Origin of the sequence: Citrobacter sp. W9, from assembly GCF_026719375.1 — a bacterium.
Taxonomy (GTDB): domain Bacteria; phylum Pseudomonadota; class Gammaproteobacteria; order Enterobacterales; family Enterobacteriaceae; genus Citrobacter; species Citrobacter werkmanii.
Genome location: NZ_JAPPTE010000016.1, coordinates 57,130 through 70,039, shown reverse-complemented (window position 1 = coordinate 70,039; position 12,910 = coordinate 57,130). Strand labels below are relative to the sequence as shown.

The 12,910-nt window shown below is 50.4% G+C and carries 22 protein-coding genes and 1 pseudogene; 12 read left to right on the top strand and 11 right to left on the bottom strand.

Features of this window, described 5'->3' with window-relative positions; all coding sequences use genetic code 11:
- Positions 1-22: 22 nt before the first annotated feature.
- From OOJ59_RS20160 to OOJ59_RS20135, 6 genes are all read right to left on the bottom strand, one after another.
- Positions 23-421: a RusA family crossover junction endodeoxyribonuclease gene (locus OOJ59_RS20160; RefSeq protein ID WP_268063465.1), complete on the bottom strand. Its 399-nt coding sequence runs from the start codon at positions 419-421 to the stop codon at positions 23-25.
- Positions 418-1,737, bottom strand: coding sequence for a phage N-6-adenine-methyltransferase (locus tag OOJ59_RS20155; RefSeq protein WP_268063464.1), 1,320 nt, complete (start codon positions 1,735-1,737; stop codon positions 418-420). Before OOJ59_RS20155 ends, OOJ59_RS20160 begins: the two co-directional genes overlap by 4 nt.
- Positions 1,734-2,591, bottom strand: a complete 858-nt coding sequence (locus tag OOJ59_RS20150) for a conserved phage C-terminal domain-containing protein (RefSeq protein ID WP_121540626.1) — start codon at positions 2,589-2,591, stop codon at positions 1,734-1,736. The genes OOJ59_RS20155 and OOJ59_RS20150 overlap by 4 nt, the downstream gene beginning before the upstream one ends.
- Positions 2,581-2,760: a DUF4222 domain-containing protein gene (locus tag OOJ59_RS20145; RefSeq protein ID WP_003034732.1), complete on the bottom strand. Its 180-nt coding sequence runs from the start codon at positions 2,758-2,760 to the stop codon at positions 2,581-2,583. The genes OOJ59_RS20150 and OOJ59_RS20145 overlap by 11 nt, the downstream gene beginning before the upstream one ends.
- 172 nt (positions 2,761-2,932) lie before the next feature.
- Positions 2,933-3,484 carry a YmfL family putative regulatory protein gene (locus OOJ59_RS20140; RefSeq protein WP_268063463.1) on the bottom strand — a complete coding sequence of 184 codons (552 nt, stop codon included), beginning with the start codon at positions 3,482-3,484 and terminating at the stop codon, positions 2,933-2,935.
- 28 nt (positions 3,485-3,512) lie between these two features.
- On the bottom strand, positions 3,513-3,710 hold the full coding sequence (locus OOJ59_RS20135) for a Cro/CI family transcriptional regulator (protein ID WP_049015425.1): 198 nt from the start codon (positions 3,708-3,710) through the stop codon (positions 3,513-3,515).
- A gap of 99 nt (positions 3,711-3,809) precedes the next feature.
- Between OOJ59_RS20135 and OOJ59_RS20130 the strand changes: the two genes are divergently transcribed.
- From OOJ59_RS20130 to OOJ59_RS20080, 11 genes are all read left to right on the top strand, one after another.
- Positions 3,810-4,466 (top strand): LexA family protein, encoded by a 657-nt coding sequence (locus tag OOJ59_RS20130; RefSeq protein WP_071684310.1) that lies wholly within the window; start codon positions 3,810-3,812, stop codon positions 4,464-4,466.
- Between the two features lie 584 nt (positions 4,467-5,050).
- Complete coding sequence (locus OOJ59_RS20125; RefSeq protein WP_001515608.1) at positions 5,051-5,422, top strand: hypothetical protein; 372 nt, start codon at positions 5,051-5,053, stop codon at positions 5,420-5,422.
- A 56-nt stretch (positions 5,423-5,478) separates the two neighbouring features.
- Positions 5,479-6,306 carry a YfdQ family protein gene (locus tag OOJ59_RS20120; protein WP_268063462.1) on the top strand — a complete coding sequence of 276 codons (828 nt, stop codon included), beginning with the start codon at positions 5,479-5,481 and terminating at the stop codon, positions 6,304-6,306.
- Positions 6,307-6,434: 128 nt separating this feature from the next.
- Positions 6,435-6,974 (top strand): HD family hydrolase, encoded by a 540-nt coding sequence (locus OOJ59_RS20115; protein ID WP_268063461.1) that lies wholly within the window; start codon positions 6,435-6,437, stop codon positions 6,972-6,974.
- On the top strand, positions 6,962-7,138 hold the full coding sequence (locus tag OOJ59_RS20110; RefSeq protein ID WP_268063460.1) for a hypothetical protein: 177 nt from the start codon (positions 6,962-6,964) through the stop codon (positions 7,136-7,138). Before OOJ59_RS20115 ends, OOJ59_RS20110 begins: the two co-directional genes overlap by 13 nt.
- Positions 7,135-7,389: a hypothetical protein gene (locus OOJ59_RS20105; RefSeq protein WP_268063459.1), complete on the top strand. Its 255-nt coding sequence runs from the start codon at positions 7,135-7,137 to the stop codon at positions 7,387-7,389. The genes OOJ59_RS20110 and OOJ59_RS20105 overlap by 4 nt, the downstream gene beginning before the upstream one ends.
- On the top strand, positions 7,386-8,249 hold the full coding sequence (locus tag OOJ59_RS20100; protein WP_268063458.1) for a DNA adenine methylase: 864 nt from the start codon (positions 7,386-7,388) through the stop codon (positions 8,247-8,249). The genes OOJ59_RS20105 and OOJ59_RS20100 overlap by 4 nt, the downstream gene beginning before the upstream one ends.
- 1 nt (position 8,250) lies before the next feature.
- Positions 8,251-8,670 (top strand): HNH endonuclease, encoded by a 420-nt coding sequence (locus tag OOJ59_RS20095; protein ID WP_268063457.1) that lies wholly within the window; start codon positions 8,251-8,253, stop codon positions 8,668-8,670.
- Positions 8,667-9,107: a hypothetical protein gene (locus OOJ59_RS20090; protein WP_268063456.1), complete on the top strand. Its 441-nt coding sequence runs from the start codon at positions 8,667-8,669 to the stop codon at positions 9,105-9,107. Before OOJ59_RS20095 ends, OOJ59_RS20090 begins: the two co-directional genes overlap by 4 nt.
- 1 nt (position 9,108) lies before the next feature.
- Entirely contained in the window at positions 9,109-9,681 is a 573-nt protein-coding gene (locus OOJ59_RS20085; protein WP_163183993.1) for a 3'-5' exonuclease, read from the top strand.
- A 38-nt stretch (positions 9,682-9,719) separates the two neighbouring features.
- Complete coding sequence (locus OOJ59_RS20080) at positions 9,720-9,992, top strand: pyocin activator PrtN family protein (RefSeq protein ID WP_161403133.1); 273 nt, start codon at positions 9,720-9,722, stop codon at positions 9,990-9,992.
- A gap of 35 nt (positions 9,993-10,027) precedes the next feature.
- Here the strand turns inward: OOJ59_RS20080 and OOJ59_RS20075 are convergent, their stop codons facing one another.
- The 4 genes and pseudogenes from OOJ59_RS20075 to OOJ59_RS20060 form a co-directional block, all read right to left on the bottom strand.
- Complete coding sequence (locus tag OOJ59_RS20075; protein WP_161403134.1) at positions 10,028-10,468, bottom strand: type II toxin-antitoxin system YafO family toxin; 441 nt, start codon at positions 10,466-10,468, stop codon at positions 10,028-10,030.
- 8 nt (positions 10,469-10,476) lie between these two features.
- A complete protein-coding gene (locus tag OOJ59_RS20070; RefSeq protein WP_161403135.1) occupies positions 10,477-11,046 on the bottom strand; it encodes a hypothetical protein in 570 nt (189 codons plus the stop codon).
- A 232-nt stretch (positions 11,047-11,278) separates the two neighbouring features.
- Positions 11,279-11,353, bottom strand: a pseudogene (locus OOJ59_RS20065) (hypothetical protein); the annotation flags it as partial.
- A gap of 106 nt (positions 11,354-11,459) precedes the next feature.
- A complete protein-coding gene (locus OOJ59_RS20060; protein ID WP_038636260.1) occupies positions 11,460-11,948 on the bottom strand; it encodes a cupin domain-containing protein in 489 nt (162 codons plus the stop codon).
- A gap of 114 nt (positions 11,949-12,062) precedes the next feature.
- Here OOJ59_RS20060 and zur point away from each other — a divergent pair, with 114 nt between their 5' ends.
- Positions 12,063-12,581 carry a zinc uptake transcriptional repressor Zur gene (gene zur, locus OOJ59_RS20055; RefSeq protein ID WP_038636258.1) on the top strand — a complete coding sequence of 173 codons (519 nt, stop codon included), beginning with the start codon at positions 12,063-12,065 and terminating at the stop codon, positions 12,579-12,581.
- Positions 12,582-12,622: 41 nt separating this feature from the next.
- Here the strand turns inward: zur and OOJ59_RS20050 are convergent, their stop codons facing one another.
- On the bottom strand, positions 12,623-12,832 hold the full coding sequence (locus OOJ59_RS20050) for a CsbD family protein (RefSeq protein WP_006688302.1): 210 nt from the start codon (positions 12,830-12,832) through the stop codon (positions 12,623-12,625).
- Positions 12,833-12,910 lie beyond the last annotated feature (78 nt).

The following is a 12,910-nucleotide window of genomic DNA, read 5'->3' as shown; positions in this document are numbered from 1 at the left end:
TTACTGCCATAACGACCAATATTCAACCCACAGCTGGACATATAACCACCTCTTTTTTATATGCCGTTATGGTTATCTCAACTTTTCCCTTCGGTACTATCGGTCCCCATTCCACCAGCATGCGCTTAATCTGGCTGTCGTCTTCCCAGACACCCGCATGTGTCAGCGCGTCAAACAGGGCTTTGTTGTAATTATCGATATCCCGGCGGCGCGCATCCGGCGGGTACAGAGTGATTTCTACCGCTGCCAGTTCAGTCGATGGCTTCGGGAGACGTCGTAATTGCTCAATAATCGCCACGCAGGCAGCGCTCTGGTATTTACGACCATCAGCGCTAATGAGGTGACGACCGGCCAGCGGCCCCTTGTTAGGGGCGCGCCAGTAAATGTTCACGCTCGGAGGAAAAGGCAGGACCAGTTTCACGCGACCTCTCCCCGCATATTGCGAACAAGTTCAGAAGCAGCAGTAATGATTTCGCTGGTGGCAGTCCGCTCCAGCCAGAGTTGATTGATGTTGGCTTTCAGCTTGTTCTGCTGTGATTCATCCAGCATGTCAGCGCCGTCTACCTGGTCGAATACAATTCCAACCTCCAGCGGCCAGATACGGGACTCGGGATGCAGATCGGCTACTGGTTTAGCTTTATCACGGATGTGCATGCGGATCTGGCGAATATTGGACCAACTGGAAACATCCAGGCTTCCCATAGCTGCAATGAAATCAGTACTGTTCATGCCATATTCACCGGATGCTTCAAGGGCAACAGTGCGAATACGTTCCGACATATCCAAGCGTGTAGCGGAGTCATCGAATTGAATCGACAAAAGCCACTCATCCACACCGAACAAAATGCTTTCGCGGATGAGCAGCTTAGCCTTGTCGATCGTTAATGGTGATACCTGTGCAAACTCAGGTGCATCGACCGAATCAGCCGCCCAGGTATGCCCGAACTTCGACTCACTAAAGGTGTATTCTTCTTTATCGCCGAACGCAGCTCTAACGCATGCCCACGCCTCGACACCGCTGATAGCAAAAATATCTTTTTGGGTTAGTGGCAAATCTGCTACTGACTTATCTGCTACAGGTGGTGTGACAGTTGCAGGTTGAGACTTGCTGGCAGCAAATTGTGCCAAAGCCATAAATGCCCGACCTTTTGCCTCCAGTTCTGTGCGGTTGATATAGCTGAACCGCTCACCACGCCACGACTTATCGAATACAGCTATGGCACCGGCAAAAAACGCGCTGGTGGGTTTCTGTTTTTCGTCAGCAGGTACAAACCACACAGGCAGATCGAACCCAATGCGCCCGCGAATGAATACAATGTGATCGGCATCTTCCGGCCACCACGTTTCACTCGGCGCGGCTTTTATCAGGAATACATAGCGACCGCCCTTCTCGCGCTGGGCTGCTGCGTATTTCATGATGTGCGTCATACCAGTGATCGCCTGTTTCTCGTGGTACTGCGAACGGCTATACGGTGGGTTGCCATAGCCAGCGCCACCCAGTTCTGCCAGACGTTCAGACCAGTCCTGCGTCAGCGCGTTATCTTCGGCGGTGTACCATGCCGGGCATTTCGCGTTGTCGGCGTCAGCAAACAAGTCCAGAACTAATGGACCAAATAGCGCGTTGATCCCCCAAAAAAGCAGATCCGGTGTTCGCCACTGATCGCCAACTTCTTTCAATTCGTGGGCTGGTTGGCTACGTAGTGCCGCCAGCGACTGGCAATATTTGTTTAACGTCATCCTCTGAACCCCTCTGGAATCGTTGTATCAACCGGACCAAAAGCCATCACATCGCGCTTTTTCGCACCCCAGTCAGCGCGTTTAGGCCGTCCCTTCTGCTCCCAGCGGGTAGCGCTTTGCAGATAGCTCTCGAATTTCTTCGGGCCGAACAGCGTTTCCGGGCGCATGTACTGGTACTGCTCGTCGTTCTCGTGCCAGTGCTCATGCTTCAGGTCGATAACCAGTTGCAGGTCTGCAACGCTGTATCCCTCACGCAGTCGGGCACGGATGTTCTCCAGGGATGTTTTTGATTTCTGATACCGGGATCCGCTGATCTTGTTCAAATGGGTCAGAACCAAAATTGCCTGATCAGTAATCACGACTTCAGGGTCTGGTTGCGCCGCAACCGGACAAGAGGGTTTTGAAGTTACTTGTGGATCTTGTTTTGATTTTACTGACGGATCCCCGCCAGATTCTGACGGGTCAAAACCGCCGTTTTTGACGGATTTCGACGGGTCAGTTTTTGAGGCGTCAAATTTTGATGCGTCGGATTTTGACGTGTCAGAATCTGACAGTTGAGAAAATGCGGCAGCCTGAAGTTTCGCCACATTCAGGCGGTACACGTTCGAAGCATTACGGTTACCATTACGGCGCTGTGTACGCGTGAGCCAGCCATCTTTTTCAAGCTTTGCGATTGCCGTTCTGATCGTGCTCGGCCCTGCGCCAAGCTGGCGAGCAATAGTTTCAATGGACGGCCAGCACACGCCCTCATCGCTGCTGAAATCAGCGAGGCGTGCCATGATCGCGACACTAGACAATTTCATGCCCGACGCCGCGCAACCATCCCATACGTAGCCGGTTAATTTAGTGCTCATGATCGTCCGTTATCTCCCTGAACTTTTGCCTGAAATGCTCAAGTGGGCTAAAGCATTCGTGCGGGTAGCCATCACGCAGATAGATAACGCGCTGTGTTTCTGGCTCCCAGCGGATAACACGGACTGGCACTCCGCGGTGATCTTTGAACCTTCGGTTAAGTTCGCGCACAGGCGTTTCGCCCTCCGGTTGTAGACCCCCACAATTGAAACCGCCCTACTGTGGTTACACGGAACCCAGCGGTTTGATAATCTGCGTTCATACCGAAACAACGGAGTACCCGAAACCGGGATCATCCTGAGTTGCGGTAGACGGTTAAAAGCCGTTACACTGCTCATGCGGATTATTTCTCCATACTCGAAGAGTTGTTCGCCAAGGCGCCCGGAGCTGCACACTCGCGGGCGTCACTCTTTTCAGCGACACAAAAAACTCGATAAAGAAGCGTTACGTGCTCCTGGAACTTAGCGATAACCTGATAGCTATTTTCCTCAATCTGAGCACGCTCATCTGCGTCAATTACCCCATCAGCCGTGGCTTTACGTACAAAATTAGAATGACGGCCTATCCATTCGATGGACTCCATCAGACGCTGGTTTATATCGGCGTTATCCAGATCATCAACATCTGCCAGCGGTACAAATACGCCCTGAGAATGACGCGCAACGGCATCAGCGATATGAGTTGAACCACCAGCACGTTGTAAAACCATTGCCCAGCCCAGCGGGAAGATCTGGTCGCCGTCAACACGAAGGCGGTTAAATAATGCGTTCTCTGTCACACCCAACCATTCCGTGGCCTCGGCATACCCACCAGGCAGATCGGTAATCGTCTTTTTAATCGCGGCCACCAGCCAGGCAGGCTGACGTTCAACTTTCCAAATAGGTTCGTTACCCACGGTTAACCCCTTAATTCTGTGGTTTTAATCACGCAGCCGAGTGGCTACGCTTTTCATAAAGTGATTGGTCAACTTTCAATACACCTTTGGTCAGCGCTTGGATCTCAAAAGCTCGTCCCTTTGGAATAATTTCATCCCATCCCGACACGGACGCATGAGAGATATTCAAAGCCTTAGCGGTTTTCCCTACGCCACCGAAGTAAGAAATAACGTCATTCTTTTTCATTTTTCCCTCTGGAGTTAAGTAATGCAGTGCACTGATAGTAGGATATCTTACATTAAGTGGTCAAGCACTCCTACATCAGATAATGGTAGGATTACCTACATGAAAATGAATGATCGAATCCGAAGCAGACGAAAAGAGCTAAAGATGACGCAATCCGTCCTGGCAAAGCTCGTCGGGGTTAATCGCGTCACTATCACCGGTTGGGAATCCGGTGACTACAAACCGGGTGGTGAAAACCTCCAGGCGCTTGCGGCTGCATTAGAAAAGACACCGCAGTGGTTACTGGATGGAAAGGATGATGGAAGTCAGCAGCCACCAACTATGGACCCGGAGCAAAGATTCGGAATTAGGTCAGTTCCCGTTCTCACATGGGTACAGGCCGGGGAATGGACGGCCAATTGCGTAGCGATCACAGAGCGGGACATCCATGACTGGGTCTATACTTCGGCTGCCGTTTCTGAAAGTGCATTTGCACTTATTGTTCGCGGCGACTCGATGACCAACCCTACAGGTGCACCAAGTATTCCCGAAGGTTCTATTGTCGTTGTAGAACCTGATTTTGGTGATGCCAGTCAAGCTAATGGTAAAATTGTTATTGCACAGCTTATGGGCAGTGATGAAGCCACTATTAAAAAATTCGTCATCGATGGGCCGCTGAAATACCTAGTACCTCTTAACCCCAATTACAGGACTTTAGAAGTCAATGGCAACTGCCGATTGGTAGGATTAGTAAGACAAGTAATAATGGATTTATAAGAAAACCGGGAATACCCGGTTTTTTTTTCGCCCTTCAATGTAAGTTATCCAACATTTTCACTTGACCCCAAATAGTAAGTTATCCTACATTAATCACATCAACAGCGAACAGGCAGGACGTCCACGAAGTAGCCGCCGGTGGCATATGAATAACCGGATGATTCGCTGACAGGTGTCTTCGGGAGGGGTTGCGAAGCTGGCTTGACCACCAGCAACAGAAACTCAGCCACGATACGGAGCCGTTAACCCACGGCGTGGAGTGTAAATACCGTAGGGGTTGTAGCTGGTTGGTCGCCAGCGCCCCGCCCGAAGATACCTACCACCGCGCCTGATGTGGTTAAAAGCAGGCCAAAGCAATAACAAGTAACTCCCTGTTCTGGCGGCCCGGTGTTTTCCCACTTGTCCGGTAACCGCCAGCCTTTTTCAGGGCACAACAGAAAAGGGCATCACCGGGCGACGGGCTCATAACCCAATCCACCCGGGCAAGAGGATGGCGGTTGCAGTCGCCTACAAATGCAGGTGCCCTTCTCTGTTGTGTATGGAGAAAGTTCGGCGGTTGCAGCCGCCTTAACGAGGGTAAAACCATGAGTAATGACCGCATGACCGTAGTGCCAGATTTTCTTGGCGAACTGGATGCCGGCGTGTTCATGAACAAAATCGCGGCAGCACTTAACACCACCGCGCTTGGCGTTCTGAACAACGGCAACAAAGGCAAAGTAGTCCTCACATTTGATTTTGAGCGCATGGGTAATTCCGTTGAAGAGAAGCGCGTCAAGATCAAGCACAAGCTGAACTACAGCACCCCAACACCGCGTGGTAAAGCCTCTGAAGAGGACACAACCGAAACACCGATGTGGGTCAACAAAGGCGGGAAGCTCACCATCCTGCAGGAAGATCAGGGTCAGCTGTTCGGGATCACTGGCGCGGTGGATGGAAAGCTTAAAGCGGCTCAGTGATCCGCAACAACAAACTCACTGATACCACTTTGATCATCAGTTAATAAGGAATTTTTATGTCTCAGTTAGACAGCGGTACCTTCAAGCAGGTCAAAGACCTGGTTCTTTCCGGTTATCACCTGAATGATATTCATGGCCTGGCTTGCCCGACCGCATTACTGCCAGAGGGTACTGGCGTTGAAAGCCTTGAGCGCTTTTCTCTGGAGCGTTTCCGCTTTCGTGGCGCAATGACCACAACCAGTATTGACGACTTCGCACGTTATTCTAAAGGTTACGCCAGCGACAGTGAGCCAGCTCGTTGCTTCATTGACGCTGACAACATGACCGCCCGTTCAGTGTTCAACATCGGCACCCTAGATAATCCCGGTCACGCCGATAACGTTGCTTCAATCACCCTGAAGAAAACCGCCCCGTTCCGCGCGTTACTGCAAATCGATGGCCAACGTCTGAAGCAAAAGCAAATCGCTGAATGGCTGGAAGACTGGAGCGATTACCTGCTGGCGTTTGATGCTGATGGCAATGCGATGCAGATTTCCCAGGCGGCTCAGGCTGTGCGTCGTATCACTATTCAGCAAGCAACACAGCAGGACCATGAAACTGGTGATTTCGCTGGTAAAAAATCGCTGATGCAAAGCGTTGAAGCAAGCAGCAAAGACGTAATGCCTGTGGCGTTCGAGTTCAAATGTGTGCCGTATGAAGGTCTGGGCGAACGCCGCTTTAACTTGCGTAACAGCCTGCTGACCAGCGATGAACCCTGCTTTGTTCTGCGCATCATCCAACTTGAAGCCCAGGAAGAAGAGATCGCCAACGAATTCCGCGAGTTGCTGATCAGCAAGTTCGACGGTGAATCAGTGGAAACTTTCATCGGTAACTTTAAAGCCTAATTGCTCTGCATTAAATCCCCGGCGCCGCGGGGATTTATTGAAGCGTAATTCCATTAATTATCGCCACCCGGCGAGGGATTCGTGCAACCAAAATCTGCGCGGTGCAGCGCGCTAATATGGAGAAAACCATGAGTTACATTCAGACATTATCCGGTAAAAAATTTAACTACCTGACCGCCACAATCGACGATATCGATGTTGAGGATATCGCGACTGCTCTTTCCAACATCTGTCGATTCGCTGGGCATCTCCCAGAGTTCTACAGCGTGGCCCAGCACTCTGTGCTTGTAAGCCAGATTGTGCCGCCAGAGTTCGCCTTTGAAGCGCTGATGCACGACGCTGCGGAGGCATATTGCCAGGATATCCCAGCCCCGCTCAAAGCCTTGCTGCCTGACTACCAGCGCATGGAAACTTATATTGATGGTCTTATCCGCTTTAAATTCGGTATCTCTCTTGAACAAGCTGCTGTCGTGAAATATGCCGATCTAACCATGTTAGCTACCGAGCGCCGTGATCTGGAAATCGATGACGGTTCGAAGTGGGAAATTCTCGAAGGTATTCCCTGCTCTGATCTCGTTCAGATTATTCCTCTCCGTCCTGGTCAAGCCTATGGCCTGTTCATGAATCGCTTTAACGAACTGGTGGAGCTGCGCCAATGCGCCGCATGAAGGTAAAAGAACTCGTAGCGGAGGCTTTTGCCTCCGTTGCTGAATTGCCACCAAAACATGCGCCGCTTATGCGCGAAGTCGCCACCAGACTGGACGCTACGTTCTCGGCATTAAAAGAGTCTCTGGTGAAACTGGAACAGGAACGTAAAGGTAAAACGCCATGACTGTATTTGAATATCTCCAGGCTCATCCGAATACCACCAGCAGTGAAATCGCCAAAGGCATGAACAAAAAGACACCCGCGGTAGCTGGCGCATTATCGCAACTCTATGGTACAGGCCGGATCGTGAAGTCTGGTGTTCGCAAGGGAATTCCAACATACCGCATTAACGATATGCCGTTTGGTTGCAGTAACAGCCTAACCATGATGTTTAACCAGCTCTTGAGCAGAGCCAGACAAGGAGCAGCCCAATGACAGCACTCAACAAACAGGAGCAGATCAAACATCCCGCAATTCGTTATCACGGCGGTAAGTTCCGTCTGGCTCCGTGGGTTATTGAACATATGCCAGAGCATACTTGCTACGTTGAACCATTCGGCGGTGCAGCTGGAGTGCTACTGCAAAAGCCCAGAAGTTATTCAGAGGTCTATAACGACCTTGATGGAGAGGTGGTGAACTTGTTCCGCGTGCTGCGTGACCCGGAAATGAATCAACGCCTGCGCGATGCTTGCGCATTAACGCCTTACTCACGTGATGAGTTCTGCACAGCAAGGGAGGTTGTCACGGAGTCCGTAGAGCGCGCTCGCCGCATGGTTGTTCGTGCCTGCATGGGTTTTGGTTCTGCATCCGGCATTGGTGGCAACTCGGGATTTCGCAGCGACAGTAAGCGCAAATACGCCACGGCGGCGCACCTGTGGGAGCGCTATCCCGAAAATCTGTCGGCGGTCTGCCAGCGCCTGCAGGGAGTCATCATCGAAAACAAAGACGCGCTAGCAGTGATGCGCGCCCACGACGCCGATACCACTCTGCATTACATAGATCCGCCTTATGTGCCGGAAACGCGCGTACAGGGTAATCGCTATTACAACCACGAAATGACCGTTGAAGGGCATGAGCAACTGTTAGCTGTGGCCAGAACGATGACCGGCATGGTGATAATCAGCGGCTATGACTGCGAGTTGTACAACGACATGTTGCCGGGTTGGACCAAAACCAAAAAGGCATCACGTATCAGTGCAGGGCGCGGTACGAAAGTGCGCACTGAATGCCTCTGGTTTAATTCGGCAACACATCGTGAAGCGGCCGCAGCTGGCATTGGCGTGAAGGGGGGGTGAGATGGCGCTGACGAAAAAACAACGCGCAGAGCTACGCATGAAGTTTGGCGGTCGCTGTGCTTATTGTGGATGCGAACTACCAGAGAAAGGCTGGCATGCTGACCATGTTGAGGCTGCATTGCGGAAGTGGGAATTTGGCGAACGTCAGTCCAATGGAACCCGGCGTGCTGTTGCAACCGGGGAATTCTGGCGACCTGAGAATGATGCTATCGAAAATCTTTTCCCGGCTTGCGCACCGTGTAACCTGTTTAAAGCCACATTCAGCGTGGACTTGTTCCGGGAAGAAATTACTCGGCAGGCAGAACGTGCTCGCGCATATAGCGTCAACTTCCGCACTGCTGAACGATTTGGCCTAGTTGAAGTTGTCGAAAAGCCGGTTGTGTTCTGGTTTGAAAAATATCAAGAAGGAGTGTCAGCATGACAACTAACAACCACCCGGCGAACGGTCCTGTATCACTCGACCGCCTGCACCAGATACGCGAACACCTGCAGCATGATACCCAGTACTCAAACGGCGGGAACAGAGCTTACATTCTCGCTGATATGTTGAATGTGATTGATGAGGTGCTAGCATCGAGGAACGAAGAGCCAGTATTTTTCATCGAGGTTGACGGAGACGACTGGATTCAGGCTGGCAGGATTCCGGGCAGTACGTTTGATTTTAATAATCTGCCGGATGGCGTCAATAAGCTCTGGGCCGCCCCGCAGTCAGCGCCAGTAGTGCCGGATGAAAAAATGATGCCAGAAGCGTCGAAAATGCATGCCATAGACGCTGTAGTTGCAATCGCTGAAGTCAGGGGATGGAACGCCTGCCGCGCCGCAATGCTTAAAGCAGCACCAAAACAGGAGAATATTTAACGTGAACAATTTAATGATCGACCTTGAGTCTATGGGCAAAAAACCGAATGCCCCTATTGTCTCCATTGGTGCCGTGTTCTTTGATCCGCAAAGCGGTGATCTTGGTCAGGAGTTTTACACCGCCGTTAACCTTGAAAGCGCTATGGAGCAGGGAGCGGTGCCGGATGGTGACACTATTCTGTGGTGGTTAAGACAAAGCTCAGAAGCGCGATCAGCAATCTGTGTTGATGATGCGATGCCGATATCGTCTGCCCTATCTGAACTGAGCCATTTCATTAATCGGCATTCTGATAACCCAAAATATTTAAAAGTTTGGGGCAATGGAGCTACTTTCGACAACGTTATATTGCGCGGCGCATATGAGCGCGCCGGCCAGGTTTGCCCGTGGCAATTTTGGAACGATCACGACGTCAGAACCATCGTCACATTAGGCAGAGTGGTGGGTTTCGATCCAAAGCGAGATATGCCTTTCGATGGGGTTGCACATAACGCACTGGCCGATGCGCGACATCAAGCAAAATACGTGTCCGCGATCTGGCAGAAGTTGATTCCGGCCACCAGCAGCGACCTGTAATTTCCCCTGGGTGCAGCCAGGTTGTATGGAGAACGTCTATGAATACTTTGTTTTTACTTATGGCTGAGTTCAACACGCCTAACATCGAGCTGTCAGCGGTATGCCAAAAGTATTTCGGTATGAGCCCTAACACAGCAGAAGCGAAAGCAAATGCCTGTCAGTTACCTATCCCGACTTATCGTGTAGGAACATCACAGAAAGCGAAGCGCTGTATCAACATTCAGGATCTTGCTGAGTATATAGACCAACGGCGAGAAGAAGGCAGAATTGAATGGGAAAAGGTAAGAACATCAAAACAACAAAGCTGCTGACAAAATAAAAAACCCACCGAGGAGGTGGGTTAATTTTAACTATAACGGAATTCTCGAGCGTAAGAAGCCAGCGTTCTCATCCGATCATAATTTTGGGCATTGAAATGAGCAACTGGATGAAACAAAGCTATGAGTGAATAGCTGTGCTCATCAAGCAGATTTTGAGCATAAACGAGAGCGGTATTAGAAGTTCGATACCACTGAACCGTTTTAGGGTCTCGCTGGTCAGCTCCTTTCGGAGGAGCATCAAATTGCTTGCCATCTAAACATAGGTGAATATGCATCAGACCTGAATCCTTAATGTCATCAGGCCTGTCATAAGCAGTATCTCGGCCAAAATAATCCGGAAGAGTGCCAGTTGCTTTGTACCTTGCAAAATCATCAAGCAAGGTTTGCTGAAGATTTGGAAAATCCACAAAAACCGGAGAGAAAAAAAAGCCAAAACTCTTTTGGTTATACTCTACGGAAACGTGCAATTTTCACCTCAGTGGAATTGACTAGAAACAAAGGTAGTTGTTCCATGCTTAGCTAAAGCACGTAAACCGTCCATATCGATGGAACTCGCAAAAGTCTCAACTGGCTTCAACATTTGACCGATAAGATCATTCAGACGCGAGGCTGCTGAGCGCGCCTGTGCAGTAGTTACTAAAACAGGTTTAACAACTCCTTTGAGCTCATCGGGACATTCTTTATAAATGTTCTTAATAGCTCCCTCAAGACCACGAAGATGAAGCTCAATGAGGTCTGACTTTTCTTGATCGAGAGTTTCGATGATTTGAGCACGAGCATGTTCGTCATCAGAATTGGCAAGCATAAAATATGCCCTGCTAAGGGTGCTAGTTAAGTCACTAATAACACCAAGAGCTTCCTTAAGCTTCAATGAACTCTCATACTCATCAGCCACAGACATGTTGGCAAACGTCGCTTGCTTAACATTAGGCACATCTTGGCAATACATCGCCGTGGTGTGCTGCATAAGCAGGCCCACTGCAGCGGCTGTCTTAAAAGTATCCAAAAACGGCATTTTATGTTTCACATCACTATGTCTGCGCATAACGAACTCCTTTTGTTTCAGGAGAACCTCTGACCAATACGGCCTCAGGCCGGGGGGTGTTGATCAATAGCCTCGGCTATTTGGAGCAAAGTCTATAACCGCAGTTGTAATTGGTCAATCAGATACGGATACAAATGATGCGGTATGAATAGAAATGAATAGACTGTAAATCAGGTCATCAGGTTCCCAATAGAACCCCATGATACATTAAAACCCGCTAATTTGCTAAACTATCCGTCCTATCGAGCATCGGCGCGATAGAAAAACGATGAGCGGGAAAAGCGGTAGACTGAGATTCAGGCAGCATGGCGAATATTCAAGCATCCGGTTAAAAAAGGGGCGCTACTATAGCATAGACCGATGCGATAGTGCGCCCCATCATCGTGGCTCGCACAGCATATTCTCACAGAGCGTTATTTGCGCCCCGGCTTGCCGTCATGTGGGCCAAAAAACTGCGGCGGATGGTCAACCCAGCGATCCTCGCGCGTGGCGGCATAGACCGGGTTAAGCGGGTAATAAATGCGATTATATTTTTTGTTTGCCTCACCCACGACCAGCAAGCGCACCTCTTCACTGGTGTTATTGATAAAGGTGTGGCATACCCCGGTTCCTGCCGGAAAACCGACGCTGTCGCCAGGTTCGAGCTTCCATAAATAGCCGTTAATCCAGGCTTCCGGATAACCTTCCAGCACATAGATAAACTCTTCTTCATCGCTTTCGGCATGAGGATAAGATGTGCGACGCCCCGGCGGCAGGCGTTCATGATGAATACCTAGTCTTCCTAACCCCAGTTTACGGGCAAGCGGCGCGCCAATAGCAAAAAGTTCATTGCTGTCGGGGTAGGTGGAGTCATCAGCCCCCTCCACCTCTCGCCAGTGGCGAATACAGTCGGGTCTTTTCATGTGGATTCTCCAGAATACGATGCGTCAGGTATAGCACACGGCGGCGGATCTCGGCGTTTTAAGCAGAACATGATAAAGTAAGGGATTAACCTTTCACACAAATCGAGGCGCCAAATGGACAAAACCACCACGCAGGAGTTATTGGCTCAAGCTGAAAAACTCTGTGCGCAACGCAACGTGCGGCTAACGCCACAGCGCCTCGAAGTGCTGCGCCTGATGAGCCTGCAGGAAGGCGCTATTAGCGCTTATGACCTGCTCGACCTGCTACGGGAAACCGAGCCGCAGGCCAAGCCACCGACCGTTTATCGTGCGCTCGATTTTCTGCTGGAACAAGGTTTTGTACATAAAGTGGAATCGACCAACAGCTACGTGCTGTGTCACCTGTTCGATCAACCGACCCACAGTTCTGCGATGTTTATTTGCGATCGCTGTGGCGTGGTAAAAGAAGAGTGTGCGGAAGGTGTGGAAGACATCATGCATATGCTGGCGGCAAAAATGGGTTTTGCTCTGCGGCATAACGTGATTGAAGCTCACGGGCTGTGCCCGGCATGCGTGGAGGTTGAAGCCTGTCGCCATCCAGGCGAATGTCAGCATGACCACTCAATTCTGGTGAAAAAGAAAGTCGGTCGCTAAGCCAGAGAGCGTACATCCTTGTACTCTCAGGAGGGGACTAATTACCAGCGGTAATCATTGCGGGTTTCCCAGTCAGTGACTTCTTTCTCCGCCTGATCTTTTGCATAACCGTAACGCTCCTGGACTTTACCGACCAGTTGGTCACGTTTGCCTTCAATGACCGTCATATCATCGTCGGTCAGTTTGCCCCATTGCTCTTTCACTTTACCTTTGAACTGTTTCCAGTTGCCGCCGACTTCGTCTTTATTCATCATCAAATCCTCATCGTTAGGTTGTGAATAGCCAGAGTATCTCGTCCAACTCCGCTATCTTTTCTGCTGGACGTGAGA

Bases quoted from the DNA above. Each gene is read 5' to 3' on its own strand.
- OOJ59_RS20155 (WP_268063464.1), bottom strand. From the start codon at position 1,737: ATGACGTTAAACAAATATTGCCAGTCGCTGGCGGCACTACGTAGCCAA.
- OOJ59_RS20150 (WP_121540626.1), bottom strand. From the start codon at position 2,591: ATGAGCACTAAATTAACCGGCTACGTATGGGATGGTTGCGCGGCGTCG.
- OOJ59_RS20135 (WP_049015425.1), bottom strand. From the start codon at position 3,710: ATGAAAAAGAATGACGTTATTTCTTACTTCGGTGGCGTAGGGAAAACC.
- OOJ59_RS20130 (WP_071684310.1), top strand. From the start codon at position 3,810: ATGAAAATGAATGATCGAATCCGAAGCAGACGAAAAGAGCTAAAGATG.
- OOJ59_RS20125 (WP_001515608.1), top strand. From the start codon at position 5,051: ATGAGTAATGACCGCATGACCGTAGTGCCAGATTTTCTTGGCGAACTG.
- OOJ59_RS20120 (WP_268063462.1), top strand. From the start codon at position 5,479: ATGTCTCAGTTAGACAGCGGTACCTTCAAGCAGGTCAAAGACCTGGTT.
- OOJ59_RS20115 (WP_268063461.1), top strand. From the start codon at position 6,435: ATGAGTTACATTCAGACATTATCCGGTAAAAAATTTAACTACCTGACC.
- OOJ59_RS20110 (WP_268063460.1), top strand. From the start codon at position 6,962: ATGCGCCGCATGAAGGTAAAAGAACTCGTAGCGGAGGCTTTTGCCTCC.
- OOJ59_RS20105 (WP_268063459.1), top strand. From the start codon at position 7,135: ATGACTGTATTTGAATATCTCCAGGCTCATCCGAATACCACCAGCAGT.
- OOJ59_RS20100 (WP_268063458.1), top strand. From the start codon at position 7,386: ATGACAGCACTCAACAAACAGGAGCAGATCAAACATCCCGCAATTCGT.
- OOJ59_RS20095 (WP_268063457.1), top strand. From the start codon at position 8,251: ATGGCGCTGACGAAAAAACAACGCGCAGAGCTACGCATGAAGTTTGGC.
- OOJ59_RS20090 (WP_268063456.1), top strand. From the start codon at position 8,667: ATGACAACTAACAACCACCCGGCGAACGGTCCTGTATCACTCGACCGC.
- OOJ59_RS20080 (WP_161403133.1), top strand. From the start codon at position 9,720: ATGAATACTTTGTTTTTACTTATGGCTGAGTTCAACACGCCTAACATC.
- OOJ59_RS20070 (WP_161403135.1), bottom strand. From the start codon at position 11,046: ATGCGCAGACATAGTGATGTGAAACATAAAATGCCGTTTTTGGATACT.
- OOJ59_RS20060 (WP_038636260.1), bottom strand. From the start codon at position 11,948: ATGAAAAGACCCGACTGTATTCGCCACTGGCGAGAGGTGGAGGGGGCT.
- zur (WP_038636258.1), top strand. From the start codon at position 12,063: ATGGACAAAACCACCACGCAGGAGTTATTGGCTCAAGCTGAAAAACTC.
- OOJ59_RS20050 (WP_006688302.1), bottom strand. From the start codon at position 12,832: ATGAATAAAGACGAAGTCGGCGGCAACTGGAAACAGTTCAAAGGTAAA.